Raw genomic sequence first — 20,614 nt, 5'->3', positions numbered from 1 at the left:
ATCAACCCGGCAGCGCGTAAACGGTTTGTTTCGGCCACCAAGGATATTCACTGGAGTCTGAGCACCTCGTTCCAGCGGGCGATCAGCCGGGCACGCTTCACCTGATCGAGATAGACCATCAGTCCGGGGCTGACCGGTACCGGCTTCAACTGCCCGCCAAGCATTTCCTGCATCGTATTGGCGGTGTTCTCGCCGGCGACCTCCGGGCTGACGGCCGGGATCTGCAACTCGCGGGCCATGATCGTCTGGCCTTCCTTCGACATGAAGAATTCGAGATAGCGGCGGCCAAGATCGGGAGAGGCGGCTGCCTGCGGCACGAGACCGATTCGCGACATCACCACGGTATAATCCTTCGGCAGCACGATGCCGACATCCGGGTGCCGCGAGGCCCAATCGGCGGCGTAGGAACCGAGGATGTTGTAGCCGAGCACGAAGCGTCCGTCCGCGACCCGCTCGAGGATAGCCTGGCTGGTCGAATAGAGCTTGACGCCGGCCGCGCCCATCGCCTGGATGACGCTCCAGATGTCGCCGAATTGTTCCTGGTCGCGGGCCATGAACAGGAAGCCGACGCCCGATCGCTCGATGTCGTAGGTGCCGATGCGGCCGAAGACGTCGCTGCCTTGCCGCTTCAGGTATTCGACGAATTCGGCGCGCGTCGCCGGTGGCCGCTCTCTTGCGAAGCTCGGCTTGTGATAGACGAACACGGCCGGCTCGAAGGTCAGCGCGTAAGCCGTATTGCGCCAGTTGGCCCAGGCCGGCCAGCGGCCGCTCATCGGCAGGTCGCTGCGCTGCGCGTACCCGTCGTTGCTGAGCTTCACCTGCAGGTCCATGGCGGAAGAGAAGGCGAAATCGGCCGTCCTCTGACCCGCATCGGTTTCCTTGACGATCCGGTCGTAGATCTCGCCGGTGAGCATATCCTCGTAGCGGACCGCGACATTCGGATTGGCCTTCTGGAAACCGACGATCATCGGCCGCGCCAAGGGCTCGTCGAGCGAGGAATAGACGACGAGAACCGGGGCGGCCGTATCGCCCGAAGCGGCCGGGAACAGCACTGGGGCGGCACACGCGAGCCGAGCCAAAAGCAACCAAAAAGCGAAAGAAATCAACAAGCGCATATTTGCACAATGCCTGAGCCCGACGCCGTTCACAAGCAAGGTCGCGACCGATAAGCTGTGGGGCGGGGAGACGTAAAAATTGCGAATCTTGCTCGTTGAAGACAATCAGGCCCTGGCAGAGGGTCTCTCGACCCTGTTGCGTGACAGCGGCTACGCCGTCGACGTGGTGAACGACGGCGCTTCGGCGCATGCCGTCGCCGCGGCCGAGAGCTTCGATCTGGTCATCCTGGATCTGAACCTGCCGGAAATGGACGGGCTCGACGTGCTGCGTGCCATGCGGGCCCGGCAGAACCGGGCGGCCGTCCTGATCCTGACGGCGCGGGGATCCCCGGAAGAAAGGGTAAAGGGCCTCGATCTCGGGGCTGACGACTACCTGATCAAGCCTTTCGACATCGGCGAGTTCGAGGCGCGCGTGCGGGTCCTGCTCCGGCGCCAGGCCGGGTTGCGCAGTTCGATCGTCAGCTATGGCAATGTCTCGCTGGATCTCACCGCCCGCAGCTTTTCCGCCGGCGGCGTGCCGATCGAGATTCCGGCGCGCGAACTGGGGCTTCTCGAGCTTCTCTTCATGCGCGCCGGCAAGGTGGTTGCCAAGGACGCGATCGTGCAATCGCTGACCGGCCTCGACGACGACCTCAGCCCCAATGCGATCGAGCAATATGTCAGCCGGCTGCGCAAGCGGCTGGCGCCCTACGGCCTGACGGTGCGCACCGCCCGCGGCATCGGCTACTACCTCGACAAGGCGGCCAACCCCCAATGAGGACCGTCGTCTATTCGCTGCGACGCAGGCTGCTCGGCTGGTTGTTGATCTCGACCGCAGTGATCGGCGTGGTCGCGCTGATGGATACCTATCGGGAAGCCGTCAAGACGGCGAATGTCGTCTCGGACCGGGTCCTCGCGGGCTCGGCGCTGGCGATCGCCGAGCGCGTGGTCGTCGCCGAGGACGGCACGCTGCAGGTCGACATTCCCTATGTGGCGCTCGAAATGCTGACCTCGGCTGCGCAGGATCGCGTCTTCTACCGGGTGGACGGGCCGCCGGGTGCGTTCATCACCGGCTACCAGACGCTGCCATCGCTTCCCGAGGTCGCCGGCCAGTCGACGAGCTTTGCCGATGCGGTCTTCCGCGGCGAGCCGATCCGCCTCGCGGTGCTTCGCCGCTCCGCCTCTACCGGTGTCAATTCCGTTCCCTTCGTCGTCACCGTTGCCGAGACGACGATCGCCAGGCGCCAGCTGACGCAGACAATCCTGCTGCATTCGGCGCTCCGTCTCGCATTGATGATCGCCGGTGCGGCGCTGATCGTCTGGGTGGCTGTGACCTTTTCACTGAGGCCGCTCTATCGGCTCGGCGACGCGATTGCCGAGCGCAGTCCCGACGACCTTCACCCGATCGGCGAACGTGTGCCGAGCGAGGTTCAGGGGCTGGTCGACACGGTCAATTCCTTCATGGTGCGCCTGCAGTCGGCGCTCGATGCGCTTCGTCATTTCACCGGCAATGCCAGCCATCAGTTGCGCACGCCGCTCGCCATCATCCGGACGCAGCTGGCGCTCGCCCGCCGGGCGGCGACGGTCGACGAGGCGCGGGCCGCTGCCCTGAAGGCGGATGAGGCGGTCGCCAACGCCGAGCGAATCCTCGCGCAATTGCTGCTGATGGCGAAGATCGATGCGGCGGCGAAGGAGGAGGCGCGCGGATCGGAGCGGATCGAACTCGCCCGGCTGGCGCGCAGCGTCACCGCCGAGCAGGTGCCGGCGGCCGGCGAGGTCGGGATCGATCTCGGTTTCGCCGGCGAAGGGGAATATTGGATCCGGGCCGAGCCGCTGCTCGTCGGGGAGCTGCTGAAGAACCTCATCGGCAATGCGCTGCTCTATGCGGGACGGGGGGCGGAGGTGACGGTGCGCGTCTCAGCGTTGGACGAGGGGGTGGCGCTCGAGGTCGAGGACAACGGACCGGGCATCAGGCCGGAGCTGCGCGAGGCCGTGCTGAAGCGCTTCCGCCGCGGCGGCAACGAGGCGCCCGGCACGGGCCTCGGCCTGCCGATCGTCGAGGAAATCGCCGCGCTCTACGGCGGCACGATGCGGCTCGAGGACGGCGAGGGTGGCCGAGGGTTGAGGGTGGCGGTGACGTTTCCGGCGGGATGAAGGGGAGCGAAAGCCCCAAGGTCAGTCGGCCTCGGCCGACTGACCGGTCGTAGCCGCTATGCGTTACGTACGATCCTGATCGTCGTCGCGGTCGCGCCCCTCGAGAAGAGATGCGGCGTCGCGTGTCTGGACCCGAAGCAGTTCGTTCCAGAGCTGGCGTGCGAAACGCGATTGAACCTGGTTCGCAGGCTTGCGCTGCGATGACATGATTAATCTCCGGTAGGTTTGGATGCCCGTCATATAGTCTATCGGCACCGAGATTGCCACGGCGGAGTCGACCGGGCTGCCTTGCAGGGCAAGCATATGTCGAGCGGCAAGAATATCGTCTGGCAACGGTAGGAAAAGAACAAAAAAGCCGGGATGAATTTCTTCACCCCGGCGAGGCACTTCACTGGGAGAGCAGTGTTCCTTAAGTCTTCTTGCGGCCCTTCTGGCGATAGACGTCGACAACGACCGCGGCAACGATGATGACGCCCTTGACGATCTCCTGGTAGTAGGCATCGACCCGGAGGAAGGTGAAGCCGGAAGTCATCACGCCGAGGATGATGGTGCCGATGACGGTGCCTGTGATGCGGCCGACGCCGCCCGTCAGCGAAGTGCCGCCGATGACGGTCGCGGCGATGGCATCGAGTTCGTACATGACGCCCATGCCGGCCTGGGCGGTCTGGGCGCGGGCCGCGGTGACGACGCCGGCGAGGCCAGCCAGCATGCCGGCAATGGCATAGACCTTGATCAGGTGCGCCTCGACATTGATGCCCGAAACGCGCGCCGCCTGGACGTTGGCGCCGATCGCATAGGTGAACTTGCCGTAGCGGGTGTAGCGAAGCGCGATATGGAAGATCAGCGCGACGACCAGGAAGACGATGACCGGCCAGATGCCCGTGCCGATGAAGTTGAACTGGTCGGTGAGGCCGGAGACCGGCTGGCCCTTGGTGTACCACTTGGAGATACCGCGGGCCGACACCATCATGCCGAGGGTGGCGATGAAGGGCGGGATCTTGGTCTTGGCGATCAGCTGCCCGTTGATGTAGCCGGCGACGAGGCCGATGCCGACGCCAAGCCCGATCGGCACGATGGCCGGCAGGTCGGTCAGGGAAGGATAGAGCGCCCGTGGCCAGGTGGAAGCTTGCGCGACGCTCGCCGAGATCATCGCTGTCATGCCGACCACGGAACCGGACGAGAGATCGATGCCGCCGGTGATGATCACCTGCGTCACGCCGACGGCGATGATGCCGATCACCGACACCTGCAGGATCATGATCGTCAGGCGCTGGGAATTCATCAGGAAGCTCTGGCCGACGAAGAGCCAGCCGAGGATTTCATAGACAAGCGCGATCCCGATCAACACCAGGAAGATATTGAGCTCGGGCGGCAAGCGCCGCCTCGACCCGGCGAGGGCCGAACTCGTGCCCTGTGCAGCGATATTGGTTTCCATTGTCTTTCCTCCCTGCGGTCGGCATTCGCGCGTTAGCGCGCGGCAAGTTCCATGACCTTGATTTGGGTGGCTTCCGCCCTGTCGAGAAAGCCGGTGACGCGGCCTTCGTGCATGACCATGATCCGGTCGCTCATGCCGAGCACCTCGGGCATCTCCGACGAGATCATGATGACGGCGACGCCGTTGCGGGCGAGTTCGGTCACCAGACGGTGAATCTCGGCCTTGGCGCCGACGTCGATGCCGCGTGTCGGTTCGTCGAGGATGAGAATATGCGGGTTGGTGAGCAGCCAGCGGCCGATCAGCACCTTCTGCTGGTTGCCGCCCGAGAGATTCTCGATGCGCTCCTGCAGATTCGGCGTCTTGACGCGCAGCTTGCGGCTCATCTCCTCGCAGGCTGCGGTGATCTCCTTCTCGGAGACGAAGCCGCGCTTGACGAACCTGTCCTGCAGCACGGCGACCTGCATGTTCTCCAGAATGTCGAGGATCAGCAGGCAGCCGGTGTCCTTGCGGTCCTCCGTCAGGAAGGCCATGCGGTTCTTGATCGCCGTGTTGGGGTTGTCGATGACCAGTTCCTTGCCGTCGATCGCGATCGTGCCGGAACTTGCCGGCGTCACGCCGAACAACGTCTCGGCGACGTTCGAGCGGCCGGAACCGACGAGGCCTGCAACGCCGAGGATCTCGCCGGCGCGCACATCGAAGGAAACGTCCTGGAAGACGCCGTTGAGCGTCAGGTTCTTCACCGACAGCACGACATCGCCGATCGGCACGTCCTCCTTCGGGAACATCTGGGTGATCTCGCGGCCGACCATCATGCGGATGATGTCGTCGCGGGTGACCTGGCTGGAAGCGTGCGTGCCGATATATTTGCCGTCGCGGAACACCGAGAATTCGTCGGCGATCTCGAACAGCTCATTCATCTTGTGGGTGATATAGACGATGCCGATGCCCTGGGAGCGGAGATCCCGGATGATCTCGAAGAGATGCGCGACCTCGCGTTCGGTCAGCGCCGAGGTCGGCTCGTCCATGATAAGCACGTCGGATTCGTAGGAGACCGCCTTGGCGATCTCGACCATCTGACGGCTTGCGACCGAAAGATGGCGAACCTCGATCTCGGGGTCGATGTCGATCTTCAATCGCTCGAAAAGCTTCGCCGTCATGCGGCGCATCTCGCCATGGTCGACGAAGCCGAAGCGGTTCTTCGGTTCGCGGCGGATCCAGATGTTCTCAGCGACCGTCATGAACGGCATCAGGTTCAGTTCCTGATGGATCATGGCGATGCCGTTCTCCAGCGCGTCGAGCGGCGACTTCAGCTGGATGCCGACACCCTTGAGCTTCACCTCGCCCTGGTCCGGGTGGTAGATGCCGGCGAGGATCTTCATCAGCGTCGACTTGCCGGCGCCGTTTTCGCCCATCAGCGCATGCACCGTGCCGCGCTTCAGCCTGAACTCGACGTCGTCGAGCGCGACGACGCCGGGGAATTCCTTGCGCACGCCCTCGGCGGTCAGCAGATATTCGGCATTGGGTACGGCACCGCTGGCGCGCACGGCTGCCATCGTCGTGGGACTGAGCGTCATTGTCATTGCCTCCCCATTTTCCGGCATCGGCCGGAACGTCCACGCGGCGGGCGGAACAGCCCTCTACAGCCCCAGGCGGGACTTCAGGCGGGACTTGCTTCGAATGGGAGCGCGGCGGCCGCGCTCCCAAGAGGAACGATCAGTTCTTGGCCTGGTACTTATCCAGGTTTTCCTTCGTGACGAGTTCGAAGGGGATGTAGACCTTCTTCTCGACCGTCTCGCCCTTGGCGAGCTTGAGCGCGGTGTCGACCGAGCCCTGGCCCTGGCCGGCGGCGTTCTGGAACACGGTCACGTCGAGGTCGCCGGCCGCCATGGCGGCAAGCGCGTCCTGCGTGGCGTCGACACCGCCGATGACGACCGAGTCCATCGACCGGCCGGCCGCCTTCAGCGCCTGGATGGCGCCGATCGCCATTTCGTCGTTGTTGGCGATCACGGCGTCGAACTCGAGGCCGGCGGAAAGCCAGTTGGTGACGAGGTCGGCACCCTGGGTGCGCGACCAGTTGGCGGTCTGCTCCTCGATGATCTCGATGCCCTTGCAGGCGTCGGTGGCGAGAACGTCGTGGATGTCCTTGGTGCGCATGCGGGCAGCCTGGTTGGAAAGCTCGCCCATCATGACGACGGCCTTGCCCTTGCCGCCGAGCAGCTTGCAGACTTCCTGCGTCTCCAGCGTGCCGGATTCCATTTCGTTCGAGGCGACGAAGGCCTGCTTCTCGGGAAGCGAGTCGATGTTCACGGGCTCGCGGTTGACGTAGACCAGCGGGATGCCGGCGTCCGCGGCGATCTTCGACATGGCGGCGGTTGCGTCCGTGTCGACCGGGTTGACGATGATGGCGTCGACACCGGCAGCGATGAAGTTCTGAATCTGGCTCTGCTGCTTGGCGACGTCGTTCTGAGCGTCTTCGATCTGCAGCTCGACGCCGTTCAGCGTCTTGGCATAGTCCTGCATGCCATTGCGCAGGACGGTCAGGAAGTTGTCGTCGAACAGCGCCATCGAGACACCGATCGTCTCTGCATGCGCAGCCGTCGACATCATGACAGCCATCGCGGTGCCCAGAATGAATTTCTTCATGTCTACTTTCTCCTCCACTTTTGGTGCCGGCCACACCCTCTCATGCCGGAAACTCGACTTTCTCTGATCGAGCTCATTGCTCGCCGGACGCGGCACTCCCGATGCGCCTCCGATGAAAACGGAACAAACAAACCAGTTGTTTGCCATTACGGAATATGTATTCCATTTTATCCGGACGCCGTCAAGTGCATCTTGCGGCGCCCGGGCGGATTTCCGCTCATTGATCCGCGTCAGCGATCAGGTGCGCGATTGCAGGTAGTCCATGCTGTCGCGAATGGCCTTGGCCGGATCGCTGAGGGCGTGGACGGAAGGCGCGAAAGGCTCGAACGACAAGGGACCCTCATAGCCTTGCGCGCGCAGCCGGCGAATCTGCGCTGCGTTGTCGAGCCGGTCTGCGGCATCGACCAGGATCCTATGGGGGTCGCGCATCTCGGAGACGGCAACCGCCTCGTCGCTGACGCCGGAGATGTGGACGAGGCCGGTAAGATCGGGGAAGAAGGCGTCCTCGCCGGCGAGATGATGGTGGAACGTGTCATGGACGAGCCGGAAGGTCTCTCCGCCGATTTCCCGGATCGCTTCTGCGGCTTCCGCTTTGGAGCGCAGCGAGCAGATTTCGAAGCCGAGCGGTTCCACGAGGCCGACGATGCCGGCTGCATCGAGCAGCGGCTTCAGGGCTCTCAGGGCTCCGCGCAGGTTCGCCTGGCGCTCGCCGTCCTTCTGGCCGCTGCCGTCATTGACGGGCACCAGCACCAGCGCCTTCGCGCCGCAGTCGCGCGCATAAGAAATAAGCTCGCGCGCTTCCGCATCCCGCGCCTCGTTCCATTCGTTGAAGCGCTGCAGCGCATTGATCGAGATGATCGTCAGGCCGTGTTCCTCGGCAAGCGCCTTCACCTCGTCGGGCTTCGTGCCGTCGAGGATGGCATTGCCGGACAGGTCGTTGCGGATCTCTACCGCCGAGGTTCCGAGCGACTTGGCAAGGGCGAAGAAGGCATCGAGCGGCAGGCCCGGAGCAGCCATGTGGTTGAGGGCGAAGGGAAGGGCGGTCATGGAAAGGTCCTCCGGGAATGTTTGGAATGGTTGTCGCGGCTGTTCGGAACGTTTGTTCCATTTCCGGTCGACGACCACATTCACCAGTTAGACGCTTTCCGTCAAAGCCATAGACGGGCAAGAGTATCGCATTCCTGCAAGAATGCGTGGCGACGATGATGGAATTCTGTCATGGCGCGTGCCACCCGATGCACCTTCGCGCCGAGGGATGCATCGTCAGCGCATGAGCCTTCGCTCGAGGAAGTTCTGCATGTCGCGCCGGCCGTCGACGACGCAATAGACGATCAACCTCCCTTCGAAAATCCGGTAGATCATTCGCCAAGGCTTATGGTGCAGTTCGCGATAGTCTGCGATGCCGAGGGCCGCGAGTTCTTTTGGAATGTTGCCCCGCTCCGGGAATTCGGAGAGATTGGCGCACGCCGCCTCGATATCCTCGAGAATGCGGCTCGCCGTTGGTTCGCCGTCGCGCGCCGCCAGGTAACGGTAGAGGTCCTCGATGTCCTGTTGAGCGTCATGGGCGAGGAAAACCTGATAGCGCATCAGGTCTTTTTCGCGAGCCTGTTTCGTATGCGCTCGAACGCGTTCCCTGCAGTGTCGACCTTGCCGTCCTGCACTTGCTTATTGGTCAGGGCCAGGATTTTCAGGAGCGCCAGCGTCTCCTGTGTCTCCTCGTATTGCGTCAAATCCTGCAGAACGGCCTTGGCTTCGCCATGCAAAGTGATGACGACCGGCTGCCGGTCCTCGCCCAGCTTCCGGATGACCTCGGGCGCATGTGCCTTGAGATAGCTGATAGGTTTGACCTGTTCGGACAGTTTCATGCCATAGCTCCTGCTTGACCATAATATAGACCGTTAAAGGCCAAGCAGGAAGAGACTGCGCCGTTTCGATCACTTGACCCCGTTGGCCTCGGCAATGAAATCCGACAGCATCGGCACATAGTCCTCGCCGCGCCCGGCCCCGACGGCCTGTGCGAAGGAGTTTCTGACGGCCGCCCCGATCGGGTTCGCAGCGCCGCTGGCATTGGCGAAGGCGGCAAGATAGCTCATGTCCTTGAAGCCGTTGCGGATGGCGAACTTGTGGGCATTCGGGTCACGCTCCAGCACCCATCGGAAGAAGGTCTGATAAAACGGGCAGTCCATGCGGCCGCCGCGGACGACGCTGTCGAAGATCTCAGGCGTGAGGCCGGCCTTCCGCCCGAGCATCAGTGCCTCGGAGTAGAGCGCCGCATAGCCCATCGACAGGAAGTTGTTGAGCAGCTTCATCGTGTGGCCGGTGCCGGTCGGGCCCGTGTGGACGATGCGGCCGGCGAAACATTCGAGCACCGGCCACACGCGGCGGACGTCGTCTTCGGCGCCGCCGACCATGACATCGAGCGTACCGGCGGCTGCGTCCGCCGGGGTGCGGCTGAGCGGCGCATCGATCAGCGTGATGCCCTTGCGGACGAGATCCGCGGCGAGCTTCGTCGTGACCGAGGGATCGGACGTCGAGCAATCGACGATGGTGATCGGCTTGCCGGCGGCGGCGATGCCGTCTGCGCCTTCGACAACCGAAACCACCTCCGGCGAACCGGTGACGCAGAGCACGATGACCTCGCACCGTTCCGCCATCTGGCGCGGTGTCTTCACTTCTTCCGCGCCGGCTGCGACAAGCGCTTCGACCGGTGCCCGGTTGCGGTGCGCCATGACCGAGAGCGGCCACCCTTTCTTCAGAATGTTCGCAGCCATGCCCTGGCCCATCAGCCCGAGCCCGATGAAACCTACATTCGCTTTCGTCATGCTCGCCTCCCTGGTTGACGCTATCGTGCACGAATGCCGCGGGATCGCCAGACCGGAATTCTGCCCATTCGGCCCCGGCTGGTGTCTAATCTTCGAGGGCGATCCATACCGGCGCGTGGTCGCTGGCATTCTCCTGCCCGCGGACATCCCGGTCGATGCCGCCACCGGTCAGGCGGCGGGCAAGTTTGCGGCTGAGCAGAATATGGTCGAGGCGCAGACCGGCGTTGCGCTGCCAGCGGTTACGGCGATAGTCCCAGAAGGTGAAGAGCTCTTCGTCCGGGTAGACTTTGCGCAGCGCATCGAGCCAGCCCTGGTCGAGCAACTGCCGGAAGGCGGCGCGGCTTTCCGGCTGCACCAGGGCATTGTCGTCGTAGGAGCGGGTCGGATAGATGTCGCGGGGTTCGGGAACGATGTTGTAGTCGCCGGCAAGCACGACCGGCAGGCCGGTCTCGAGAAGCTCTGCGGCGTGGCCGGCAAGACGCCGGTGCCAGGCGAGCTTGTAGTCGAATTTCGGCCCCGGCTGCGGATTGCCGTTGGGGGCGTAGAGCGCGGCGATCAGAATGCCGTTCACGGCCGCCTCGATATATCGGCTCTGTGTGTCGGAGGGGTCGCCGGGCAGTTCCGTCCGGGTCAGGACAGGCTCGCTGTCGCGGGCGAGAATGGCGACGCCGTTCCAGGCGGACTGCCCGCGCCAGACCGCACCGTAGCCGGCGGCTTCGATCGCCGATTTCGGAAATTGCCCGTCCGTCGCCTTGAGTTCCTGGAGGCAGACGACATCGGGCTCGGCCGCGTCGAGCCAGGCCAGAAGATTTTCGAGCCGTTTGTTCACACCGTTGATGTTGAAGGTGGCGATCTTCATTCCGGCTCACCGGTCCAAGCCACTAACCCACCGCCGCACGGTTTCGGCGACCGTCTTCAGGTGATCGGCGGCCGAAAAGCCGGAGATACTCTTGCGCGGCTTCAGGTCGTGGTCGCCGTCCTCGAGCCAGAGAATTTCGATCCGGTCGGACAGCGGATACCCCCGGACCTCATCGCGCGTGCCGAATTCGTCGCGAGTTCCCTGGCAGATCAGCGTCGGCGTCTGAAGGCCGGCGAGATGCCTGGTACGGAGCTGTTCGGGTTTGGCCGGCGGGTGGAACGGGTAGCCGAGGCAGAGGAGCCCGGCGATCTTTCCGCTGGCGTGAAGCTCGTCGGCAATCATGCTGGCGACGCGCCCGCCCATCGACTTGCCGCCGATGATGAGCGGTCCTGTCGCGCCGAGTTCCGCGATGGCCGCCCGATATTCCGGATTGAGCGTCTCGGCGCGGGGCGGGGGTTTGCGCTCGCCCCTGCGCCGCGCCGCCATGTAGCCGAACTCGAACCGGGCGACGCGAAAGCCCACGCCAGCGAGCGCCTTGGCCGTCGCCGACAGCGAAGCCGAATCCATCGGCGCACCGGCGCCATGCGCGAGAAGAAGGGTGACCGGCGCGTCCTCCGGTCCGTCGAAAAGGAATTTTCCGTTCATCTTTCAGCCCGCCGTCCTGCGTGATTCTCTCGATCGGTATGATGCGAAGATACATGATCCGGCAAGTCAAAGTGCTGCAGCGACGCTTTGCGTTGCCGTTACGCGCGCGGCGCGGTGGGCAGAAGCTGGAGGTTCACGAACTGCACGCCGCGCTCGGCGGTCCGGGCCCATTCGGATTCCCTGTCGAGTTCGAGGTAACGCTTCCACCAGCAGCGCGCCTCGCCAAGGTTGCCAGTATCGAATTCGAGTTTTGCCAGATTGAAGACCGCATCGGCATAGTCGTTGTCGATGTCGATCGCTTTCTGCAGGTGCCGGCGGGCGGTGTCGATGCGGCCGCGCTCGCCCATCAGCCCGGCAAGGTTGAACCAGGCTTCGGCGAAGGAGGGATCGAGCTTCAGCGCCCGGGCGTAGTCATGCGCGGCCTCCAGCTCAAGGCCGGCCGCCCGGAGGCAATTGGCCCGGTTGAAGGCGGCCACCGAGTCGGTGCGGTCGATGGCGAGGTAGCGCTGGTATATTGCGGCCGCTTCGTCGTATTCGCCTTCCTCCTCGGCCTCCTCGGCTCGCGCGAAGAGCTCTTCGAGTTCCGCCTCCTCGACCGCCCCGAGATCGAGCAGCAATTGTCCGTCGAGCTCGCTCAGGCCTTCGGCGCGCCGCGCATAGATCGACTTCGAGCCTTCGTGGTGGAGGGACAGTGCCGTCAGCGAGGCGACGTGGCTGGAGCGATGGACGGAACGAGCGATCGCTCCCCAGCCAGCGCCGCTGGCGATCAGGCCCGCATATTTGCGGGCGAGGATCACGTCGCGGAATGAATAGGGTTCGGTGTCGTGCTCGAAAGCGTCGAACAGCGACAGGAGATCGAAGAGGCGCGGTGCGATCCTTGCCTGATCGATCAGCGATTGCCGCGGCAACGCAGATGTCTCCGGCGCGGTCGCAAGCCCCAATCGCCGCAGGAAGCCGTTCTCGCTGAGCAGGCGCCGCCCGCAGCCGGCCTCCCGCTCGAAACGGGTTTCGATCTCCGCGTCGGTCGCCTTCAGGAGCAAGCCGCGGCCGAAGACCACATAGGCGGTCTGTCGCGTCACGCCGCGCCGCAGGTGCCCGCCCTGGCGCTCGACTTCGCGGGCGATCAGCCGCCGCGGAAAGGCTGAAAGCGCGCCGAGGATGCCGAATGTCTTGCCGGCGACCGCCATCAGGCCTTCTTCTGCGTGGTGGTCTTCTTTGCCGCGGCGGGTTTGGCGGCGGCACTCTTCGCTGCAGGTTTTGCGGCCGGCTCCACCTTGCTCTTGCTTTTCGCCGGCGGCTTCGCCTGCGACAGGCTTGCCTTCAATGCGTCCATCAGGTTGATGACGTTGCCGCGGTCAGGCGGGGCCGCGATGATCGGCTTGTGGCCCTTGAGCTTCTCGCGGATCATCTGCAACAGGGCGATTTCGTAGCGATCCTCGTAGTTTTTTGGATCAAAGGTCGTGGTCTTTTGCTGAATGAGGGCTTCGGCGAGTTGCAGCATTTCCGGCTCGGCATTGCCGACCGGGATATTGCCAAAGTATTCGGCCGTGCCGCGCACTTCATTGGGGTTGCGGAGCGTGCAGACGAACATGCCGGTCTCACGCGGACCGATGGCGATCACCCGTTCGCGGCTCGACAGCACAAGGCGGGCGATGGCAAGCTTGCCGCTCCGCCGCAGGGCCTCGCGCAAGACGATGAAAGTTTCTTCGGCCATCGCGCCGTCCGGCGCCAGGTAATAGGGCGCATCCTGGTAGATCACGTCCACCGAGCCTTCGTCGACGAAGGCCTCGATGTTCATCGTGTGGTTGGATTCGATCTTGACGCTTTCGAGGTCAGCCTCGTCGATGACGATGTATTTCTTGTCCTCGTATTCATAGCCCTTCACCAGGTCGGATCGCTCGACCAGGCCGAGTTCCGGGTCAACCGGCTTCATGTTAATCCGGTTGTGGGTGTCTTTGTGCAATTGATTGAAGGTAATGCGTTCGCTCGTCGTCGTGGCGGGATAGAGCCGTACAGGACAGCTCACGAGGCTCAGCCTCAGATAACCCTTCCAACTTGCCCTGGGTGCCATAGTCGTCTCCTGCGCGGTCTACCCGGTTACTTCTCCGCATTGGAAAGTACTGGCAAATCCCGTGCACTGTCGTCGATATCGGCCCAGGGATCGCCGGACGTGGCCAAGAGGCCAGGCAACGAAGAATAATTTAAATCCTCGGGAGCGTCGATAGTCTCAAGATCGGCCCAGCTTAAAGGCGTTGAGGCCGGGAGATTCGTGCGAGCGCGCAGCGAATAGGGCGCCGCGGCGGTGTGGCCGCGGGCGTTGCGGTGGAAGTCGATGAAGATGCGCTTGACGCGCTTGTCCTTGCCCATCGTGGTCACGAAGCTCTCGGGAGCCGTCGCCGCCAGATGCGAAGCAAGGTCGCCGGTCGCCTTGTGCACCTTCTTCCAGTCGCGCTTCGGCCGGATCGGCACGACCACATGGACGCCCTTGCCCCCCGACGTCTTGACGAAGGGGACGAGGCCGAGCGCCTCGAGTTCGGCCTTGATGTGAATTGCCGCTTCGATCACTTCGCGCCAGCCGATGCCCTCGCCGGGGTCGAGGTCGAAGACGACGCGGTCGGGTTTCTCGAGCTGCGCCCGCGTCGAGCCCCAGGAGTGGAATTCGACGACGCCGAATTGCGCCAGCGCCAGGTAGCCTTTGGCATCCTCGACCGAAAGATAGCGCTTCGCCTCGCCCTCCGAACTCATCGCGTCGAAACCTGTCACCGAGGGCGGCATGCCGGTAAAGGGATGGCGCTGGAAGAAGCAATCCTCGAACTTTCCCGTCGGGCAGCGGACGAGCGAGACCGGGCGGCCGAGGATATGCGGCAGCATGAAATCGCCGACCATGGCGTAATAGAGGGCGAGATCGAGCTTTGTCGGCCCGGACTTGCCGAACAGACGCCGGGTCGGATTGGTGATCGAGATGCTGGCGAGGTCGGCGTCGGAGATCAGCCGCTTTCGCTGCGGGGACGCCGGCGTCGAAAGATCGACGTCGCGCAGCCCCCGGAACACCGCATGGCGGAGGATGTTGTCCGCCGTTCGGTTCCCGTAGTGAATACGCGCCCGCAAGACCGGTCGCACCCAGATGATCTCCTTCGGCGCACCTTCGAGCTTCGCCGCGCCAGCCCGGAGCGGCTCCAGACGCGCCAGCAACTGTTTCAGCGTTTCGGCGTCGAAGCCGGTTCCGACCTTGCCGCGATATTGCAGCTCGCCGTCGATCCATTCGCCGAGCGCCAGCGCGGCGAGGCCTTCTGCGGCTTCGGATATGGTATAGCCGGCGATCACGAAATCTTCGGCCTTCAGCGCCTTGGTCTTCGTCCAGGTCTTGGAGCGACCGCTTTGATAGGGGGCCGAGGCACGTTTGGAAATTATCCCCTCGAGCCCCAGTTCCGACGCATGCTGGTAAAACGGACGCCCGTCGCCGACGACATGATCGCTGAACTGGAGGGCGGAGCGGCTGGATAGTTGCGCCGCCAGCAGTTGCTTGAGCAGCGCCTTGCGTTTCTCGAGCGGAACATGCGTGAGGTTCCAGCCATCGAGATGGAGAAGATCGAAGGCATAGAACACCAGCCTGTTGCCCGCACCAGTGGAAAGCGCCTCCTGGAGAAGCGCAAAGCGGCTGATGCCCTCCGCGTCGAGCATGACGATTTCGCCGTCGATGACGGCAACGCGGCACGGCAGCCGCCGGAAGGCTTCCGGCAGGTCGCCGTAGCGCTTCGTCCAGTCGAGGCCGCCGCGGGTGATCAGCCGCACCTCGCCGTCGGTGAGATGCGCCATGGTGCGGTAGCCGTCAAACTTGATCTCATGCAGCCAGACTTCGCGCCCCGGGGCGCTGCCCGGCGGAATCGCCGTCTGCGTCGCAAGCTGAGGCTCTATGCGTGTCGGCATCGTCGCCTTTGCCGCGCCGGGAAGGGCGCCCGGCTTGAGTTTTGCCGGCTTGGCCGCAGGCTTCGGCTTTTCGACGAGCTCCTCGATCCGCCGGCCGGATTTGACGCTTTCCGGCCGGGCGGCGAGAATGTCGGTGGAGGGGTCGGCAGCCGGGTCGCGCTCCTTGAAAAGAAGCCAGTGGCGATGGTCCTCTTCGCCCGGCCGCGGCTTCAGGCGTGTCAGCATCCAGCCGCCGTTGAGCTTTTCTCCGGCGAGGCGGAACTTGAAGGCGCCCTTGCGCAGGCTCTCCTCGACGTCGTCCATCGGCGCCCAGACGCCGGCGTCCCAGACGATCATCGGGCCGGCGCCGTATTCGCCCTCCGGGATGACGCCCTCGAAGTCGATATATTCGATCGGATGATCTTCGGTCTCGACCGCCAGGCGCTTGTCGGCCGGGTTGACCGAGGGGCCCTTGGGCACGGCCCAGCTCTTCAGCACGCCGCCGACCTCAAGTCTGAGATCATAATGGTCCGCGGTCGCATGATGCTTGTGCACGACGAAACGGTTGCCGCCGCCGGCAAGGGTGCCGGCCGGTTCCGGCGTCTTCGAAAAATTGCGCTTCTTGCGGTAGGTCTCAAGCTTCGTCGTCGCCATGCCTGAAGGCTAAGGCCGATCCGCGCGCGCCGCAATATCGGTTGATGCGAGCCGGAACGAGGCGTTCCGGCTCAAGGCTCCGTCTCAGGCGAACCGGCCCGGAACGCCGAGGGCCATATGGCGGTTGACGTCTTTGTAGAGCAGGTAACGGAACTTGCCCGGCCCGCCGGCATAGCAGGCCTGCGGGCAGAAGGCCCTGAGCCACATATAGTCGCCGGCTTCGACCTCGACCCAGTCGGCGTTGAGGCGATAGACGGCCTTGCCCTCGAGAACGTAGAGGCCGTGTTCCATCACATGGGTTTCCATGAAGGGGATGACGCCGCCGGGTTCGAAGGTGACGATCGTCACATGCATGTCGTGCCGCATGTCCGAAGGATCGACGAAGCGGGTCGTCGCCCAGCGACCGTCCGTATCGGGCATCGGCGTGGGCGCGATCTCGCGTTCGTTGGTGACGATCGGTTCGGGCAGGGGGATTCCATCGACCCTCTCGTAGGCCTTGCGGAACCAGTGGAAGCGGGTCGGCGTGGAGCCGTCATTATGGAGGCTCCATTCCGCGCCGGGCGGGATGAAGGCGTAGCCACCGGGCTGCATCCTATGGGTTTCGCCGCCGATCGTCAGGCGGAACCCGCCATCGACCACGAAGAGCACGGCTTCGGCGCGGGGATCGCTCTCGGGCCGGTCGCTTCCTCCCGATGGCCCGACCTCCATGATGTATTGCGAGAATGTCTCGGCGAAGCCTGACAGCGGTCGCGAGAGCACCCAGAGGCGCGTGTTCGTCCAGTGCGGCAGATAGCTGGTGACGATGTCGCGCATCACGCCCTTGGGAATGATCGCATAGGCCTCGGTGAAAACCGCCCGATCCGTCAGCAGGTTCGATTGCGGCGGGTGGCCGCCTTGGGGGAAATAGTAGTTGCTCTGCATTTTTCGTTACCTGTTGAAGAGTCTGTTCGAACCGGACTAGCGGCCGTTGACGGGGTGGGCGATGGCCGAGTTCGGGACGACATCGCTGGCCGCGGAGCTTTGGAATACAGGTGCGGGTTTGGGGCTTAGAGCCTCGTCGCCATCGAGCACCCGGTGTGCCTGCTCGCGATCGATGTCGCCCTCCCAGGCGGCGATAACCACGGCGGCCACGCAATTGCCTATCAGGTTTCCGAGTGCCCGGGCAATGCCGACGAACCAGTCGACCGAAAGGACCAGCACAAGACCGATGGCTGGAATGACCGGAATGGCCGAAAGCGTTGCCGCCAGCACGACGATGGCGGAACCAGGAATGCCGTGCGCCCCCTTCGAGGTCAACAATGCCACGCCGAGGATCAGCAACAGGTCGCCGGGCGCCAGCGGCGTATTGGTCGCCTGGGCGATGAACACGGCGGCGAGCGTCAGATAGATCGAGAAGGCGTCGAGGTTGAACGAATAGCCGGTCGGAATGACGAGGCCGACCGTCGAATCCTTGATCCCGAGCCGTTCGAGTTTGCGCATCACCTGCGGCAGAACGCTGTCGGAGGAAGCCGTCGCCAGGACGATCATCAACTCCTCGCGCAAATAGCCGAGCAACTTGAAGATGCTGAAGCCGGCGATCCTCATGATCAGCCCGAGGACACCGAAGACGAAAAGGGCAATCGTCGCATAGAGCAGAACGACCAGGTAGCCGAGTTGCTGCAGCGAGCCGATGCCGTATTTTCCGACCGTATAGGCGATCGCGCCGAAGACGCCGATCGGAGCGAGCCGGACGATGAAGCCGATCACCTTGAAAAGCACCTGCGTCGTCTGGTCGATCAGTTCGGCGACCTGCCTGCCGCGCTCGCCGACGAGGGCAAGGCCCGACCCGAACAGGACTGCGAACAGCAGCACCTGCAAAACGTCGCCCTTGGCGAAGGCGTCGAGGACCGTCGTCGGGATGATGCGCATCAGGAAGTCGACCGTGCCGGTGACCTGCGAGACCTTTTCGGTGTAGGCGCCCAAGGCGCTTGCATCGAGCGTTGCCGGATCGACATTCATCCCGTGACCGGGGCCGAAGACATAGGCGGCGATCAGTCCCAGCGCGAGCGCCAGCGTCGTCACGGCCTCGAAATAGAGGAGCGACTTGAGGCCGACCCGTCCGACCTTCCTCAGGTCCCCGGCACCGACGATGCCGTGGACGACCACGCCGAAGACGAGCGGCGCGATCACCATCTTGATCAGCTTGATGAAGCCGTCTCCCAGCGGTTTCAGCTGTGCCGCAAACTGCGGCCAGAAAACGCCGACAAGGATACCAAGCACGAGTGCGATGATGACCTGTCCGAACAAGGACCTGCTAAACCTGGACATGTGTTCCTCCCAAGAACGCTGTGAGCCGGGCGCTGCGACTGGGGCGATGGCTCGTGCTGAAGCCATTGCGCGGTCTGCTGCCGCCGCCCGCTCCTGGACTTGGACCGCTTCTGACGACGTGCACCCTCCTCGTGCGACGTCCGGCCCATCCCTGACGATGGGAACAGAAGGATGGCGATATGTCCAATATATTGTTTAACTTGATCAATATGTGTATCATATCGATCTATCGAGAATGGAGGCCGCGATGGAGCTACGACATCTGCGCTATTTCATCGCCGTTGCCGAGGCGGCGAGTTTCACGGCGGCGGCGAAAAACTTGAACATCTCGCAGCCGCCCTTGAGCCAGCAGATCAAGGATCTGGAGGAAGAGGTCGGCACGCGCTTGTTCGAGCGTTCCAGCCGGCATGTCGAACTCACCGAGGCCGGTGTCAGCTTTCTCGACCAGGCGCGAATGATCCTCGGGCAGGTGGAGCACGCCACGCATCAGGCGCGCGCCATCGGCTCCGGCCAGGTGGGCATGCTCAATATAGGCACTACCGGTTCGGTCCTGCTCGGGCAGTTGTCGACCTTGATTGCGAGATTCCGGGAGCGTTGGCCGGGCGTCTTCGTCCGCATTCATGAAATGGACCCGCAGGCCCAGGAACTGGCGCTGCTGTCGCACCGAACCGACCTCAGCTTCGTGCGCAAGCCTCGCCACAATGCCGAACTCGTCGGCAAGGTCGCCTGGCAGGAAAGGGTTGGCGTCGCCCTGCCGGCAGATCACCCGCTTGCCCGCCATCAAACGGTGGAGCTCGGCGCGCTGCGCCAGGAAAGCTTCGTCTTCCTCCGACTGGCGGACTCCCGCTTCGCCCGCTATCTGCACGACTGCTGCGTCGCGGCAGGCTTCGTCCCGAACATCACCAATGAGGTGGTGGAATCCTACTCGCTGACCAGCCTGGTCTCCGCCGGTCTCGGCGTGGCGCTCGTTCCGGAATGCATCCGCAATCTTTCGCGTCCCGGTGTCGTCTATCGTCCGCTTGCGGATCCCGCGCCGGAAGCGGATGTCTACGTTCTCAGCCGGCCGAACCACGGCCCGGTGGTCGCGAGCTTCCTGGAAGCGACCGCGGCGATGTTCGGGTAGCCGAGCTTCAGCCGTCTCCCGGCCGGTGGCCGCCGATAGCTCGGGTCAGTTCGTCGGCTGTCCGGCGCACGAGAGAGCCGAGCGTTTCGAGCCTGTCGTCATCGATGCGGACCGACGGCCCGGAGATCGATATGCCGCCGATCGCCTCGCCATATTCGTTGAACAGCGGCGCGGCGATGCAGCGCATGCCGAGCGTGTGCTCCTCGTCGTCGATCGACCAGCCGCGATTGCGGATTTCCTGGATGTTCCTGATCAGCGCCGGTACCGTGTCGAGCGTCCGGCCGGTGAAATGCATCAGCGTCTTGCCGCCGAGCGTCTTGGCGATCTCGGTATCCGACCAGGTGGAAAGGATCGCCTTGCCGATGCCGGAGGCGTGGCTGGGGCCACGCCGTCCGGGGCGGAAGAAGGCACGCATCGGCGCATGGCTTTCGACCTGCGAGATGAACACGACATCGCCGTCGTCCTCGATGCCGATATTGGCGGTTTCGCCGCTTTCCTCCATCAGGCGTTTCAGGAAGGGCCGGCTGATCGTGCCGAGTTTGCGGAACCGCAGGAAGGCGTTGCCGATCTCGAAGGCCCTCACACCGATCGTCCACTCCCCCGTGTCGGGATCATGAGCAACCATGCCGTGACTGGAAAGCGATGTCAGCAGGCGATGGATCGTCGATGGCGCCAGCCCTGTTTCGTCCGCCAGGTCGGTCAAGGTCGAGCCGTCGCGATCTGCCACGAGGCTGAAGAGTGCCAGGCTGCGGTCCAGCACCTGAACCGAGGAAGGTGTCGAATTGGCGCCCGCCTTCCGGCCCCGCTTGCCTTTTGTCTGTTCCGACACGACCGCCACCGCCAAATACCCCGTCACGACTCTCTCACTAGCCAATAGCGGCGACACGCGGCTTTGACCAGTGCCGCGTCTGATCGCGCCCTCTCTAATTTCCATACAATGGCAATTAATTCCATTTTTGTGTTGACGATCGC

The 20,614-nt window shown here is 63.7% G+C and carries 20 protein-coding genes; 3 read left to right on the top strand and 17 right to left on the bottom strand.

Features of this window, described 5'->3' with window-relative positions:
• Positions 1-47: 47 nt before the first annotated feature.
• The gene (locus tag NGR_RS09895; RefSeq protein ID WP_164923985.1) at positions 48-1,115 is read right to left on the bottom strand and encodes an ABC transporter substrate-binding protein; all 1,068 of its coding nucleotides are present in this window, start codon (positions 1,113-1,115) and stop codon (positions 48-50) included.
• 79 nt (positions 1,116-1,194) lie between these two features.
• On the opposite strand from NGR_RS09895, the gene NGR_RS09890 reads away from it, so the two are divergent.
• Complete coding sequence (locus NGR_RS09890; protein ID WP_015888127.1) at positions 1,195-1,872, top strand: response regulator transcription factor; 678 nt, start codon at positions 1,195-1,197, stop codon at positions 1,870-1,872.
• Positions 1,869-3,248 (top strand): sensor histidine kinase, encoded by a 1,380-nt coding sequence (locus NGR_RS09885; protein WP_015888126.1) that lies wholly within the window; start codon positions 1,869-1,871, stop codon positions 3,246-3,248. The genes NGR_RS09890 and NGR_RS09885 overlap by 4 nt, the downstream gene beginning before the upstream one ends.
• Before the next feature lie 63 nt (positions 3,249-3,311).
• Here NGR_RS09885 and NGR_RS32285 read toward each other — a convergent pair whose 3' ends face one another.
• The 15 genes from NGR_RS32285 to NGR_RS09815 form a co-directional block, all read right to left on the bottom strand.
• On the bottom strand, positions 3,312-3,455 hold the full coding sequence (locus NGR_RS32285) for a hypothetical protein (protein WP_165447123.1): 144 nt from the start codon (positions 3,453-3,455) through the stop codon (positions 3,312-3,314).
• Between the two features lie 202 nt (positions 3,456-3,657).
• Complete coding sequence (locus NGR_RS09880; protein ID WP_015888125.1) at positions 3,658-4,683, bottom strand: ABC transporter permease; 1,026 nt, start codon at positions 4,681-4,683, stop codon at positions 3,658-3,660.
• Between the two features lie 32 nt (positions 4,684-4,715).
• A complete protein-coding gene (locus NGR_RS09875; RefSeq protein ID WP_164923984.1) occupies positions 4,716-6,257 on the bottom strand; it encodes a sugar ABC transporter ATP-binding protein in 1,542 nt (513 codons plus the stop codon).
• Between the two features lie 139 nt (positions 6,258-6,396).
• The gene (locus NGR_RS09870) at positions 6,397-7,326 is read right to left on the bottom strand and encodes a sugar ABC transporter substrate-binding protein (RefSeq protein WP_015888123.1); all 930 of its coding nucleotides are present in this window, start codon (positions 7,324-7,326) and stop codon (positions 6,397-6,399) included.
• A 237-nt stretch (positions 7,327-7,563) separates the two neighbouring features.
• Entirely contained in the window at positions 7,564-8,373 is an 810-nt protein-coding gene (locus tag NGR_RS09865; protein ID WP_015888122.1) for a TIM barrel protein, read from the bottom strand.
• Positions 8,374-8,589: 216 nt separating this feature from the next.
• Positions 8,590-8,913, bottom strand: coding sequence for a type II toxin-antitoxin system RelE/ParE family toxin (locus NGR_RS09860; RefSeq protein WP_015888121.1), 324 nt, complete (start codon positions 8,911-8,913; stop codon positions 8,590-8,592).
• Positions 8,913-9,191 (bottom strand): type II toxin-antitoxin system Phd/YefM family antitoxin, encoded by a 279-nt coding sequence (locus tag NGR_RS09855; protein WP_015888120.1) that lies wholly within the window; start codon positions 9,189-9,191, stop codon positions 8,913-8,915. Before NGR_RS09855 ends, NGR_RS09860 begins: the two co-directional genes overlap by 1 nt.
• A gap of 69 nt (positions 9,192-9,260) precedes the next feature.
• Positions 9,261-10,148: an NAD(P)-dependent oxidoreductase gene (locus NGR_RS09850; RefSeq protein WP_015888119.1), complete on the bottom strand. Its 888-nt coding sequence runs from the start codon at positions 10,146-10,148 to the stop codon at positions 9,261-9,263.
• A gap of 85 nt (positions 10,149-10,233) precedes the next feature.
• Positions 10,234-11,007: an exodeoxyribonuclease III gene (gene xth, locus NGR_RS09845; protein WP_015888118.1), complete on the bottom strand. Its 774-nt coding sequence runs from the start codon at positions 11,005-11,007 to the stop codon at positions 10,234-10,236.
• Positions 11,008-11,013: 6 nt separating this feature from the next.
• Positions 11,014-11,652: an alpha/beta hydrolase family protein gene (locus tag NGR_RS09840; RefSeq protein WP_015888117.1), complete on the bottom strand. Its 639-nt coding sequence runs from the start codon at positions 11,650-11,652 to the stop codon at positions 11,014-11,016.
• 98 nt (positions 11,653-11,750) lie between these two features.
• Positions 11,751-12,839, bottom strand: a complete 1,089-nt coding sequence (locus NGR_RS09835) for a tetratricopeptide repeat protein (RefSeq protein WP_015888116.1) — start codon at positions 12,837-12,839, stop codon at positions 11,751-11,753.
• Positions 12,839-13,723: a Ku protein gene (locus NGR_RS09830; RefSeq protein WP_015888115.1), complete on the bottom strand. Its 885-nt coding sequence runs from the start codon at positions 13,721-13,723 to the stop codon at positions 12,839-12,841. Before NGR_RS09830 ends, NGR_RS09835 begins: the two co-directional genes overlap by 1 nt.
• A gap of 26 nt (positions 13,724-13,749) precedes the next feature.
• The gene (ligD, locus tag NGR_RS09825; RefSeq protein WP_015888114.1) at positions 13,750-16,212 is read right to left on the bottom strand and encodes a DNA ligase D; all 2,463 of its coding nucleotides are present in this window, start codon (positions 16,210-16,212) and stop codon (positions 13,750-13,752) included.
• 84 nt (positions 16,213-16,296) lie between these two features.
• Positions 16,297-17,133: a bifunctional allantoicase/(S)-ureidoglycine aminohydrolase gene (locus tag NGR_RS09820; protein ID WP_015888113.1), complete on the bottom strand. Its 837-nt coding sequence runs from the start codon at positions 17,131-17,133 to the stop codon at positions 16,297-16,299.
• Between the two features lie 36 nt (positions 17,134-17,169).
• Complete coding sequence (locus tag NGR_RS09815) at positions 17,170-18,519, bottom strand: C4-dicarboxylate transporter DctA (protein ID WP_015888112.1); 1,350 nt, start codon at positions 18,517-18,519, stop codon at positions 17,170-17,172.
• Between the two features lie 247 nt (positions 18,520-18,766).
• On the opposite strand from NGR_RS09815, the gene NGR_RS09810 reads away from it, so the two are divergent.
• The gene (locus NGR_RS09810) at positions 18,767-19,642 is read left to right on the top strand and encodes a LysR substrate-binding domain-containing protein (protein WP_015888111.1); all 876 of its coding nucleotides are present in this window, start codon (positions 18,767-18,769) and stop codon (positions 19,640-19,642) included.
• A gap of 7 nt (positions 19,643-19,649) precedes the next feature.
• On the opposite strand, the gene NGR_RS09805 is transcribed toward NGR_RS09810, so the two are convergent.
• Complete coding sequence (locus NGR_RS09805) at positions 19,650-20,498, bottom strand: IclR family transcriptional regulator (RefSeq protein ID WP_240545081.1); 849 nt, start codon at positions 20,496-20,498, stop codon at positions 19,650-19,652.
• Positions 20,499-20,614 lie beyond the last annotated feature (116 nt).

It is taken from the genome of Sinorhizobium fredii NGR234 (assembly GCF_000018545.1).
Classification (GTDB): domain Bacteria; phylum Pseudomonadota; class Alphaproteobacteria; order Rhizobiales; family Rhizobiaceae; genus Sinorhizobium; species Sinorhizobium fredii_A.
This window is presented reverse-complemented; position numbering and strand designations above follow the sequence as displayed.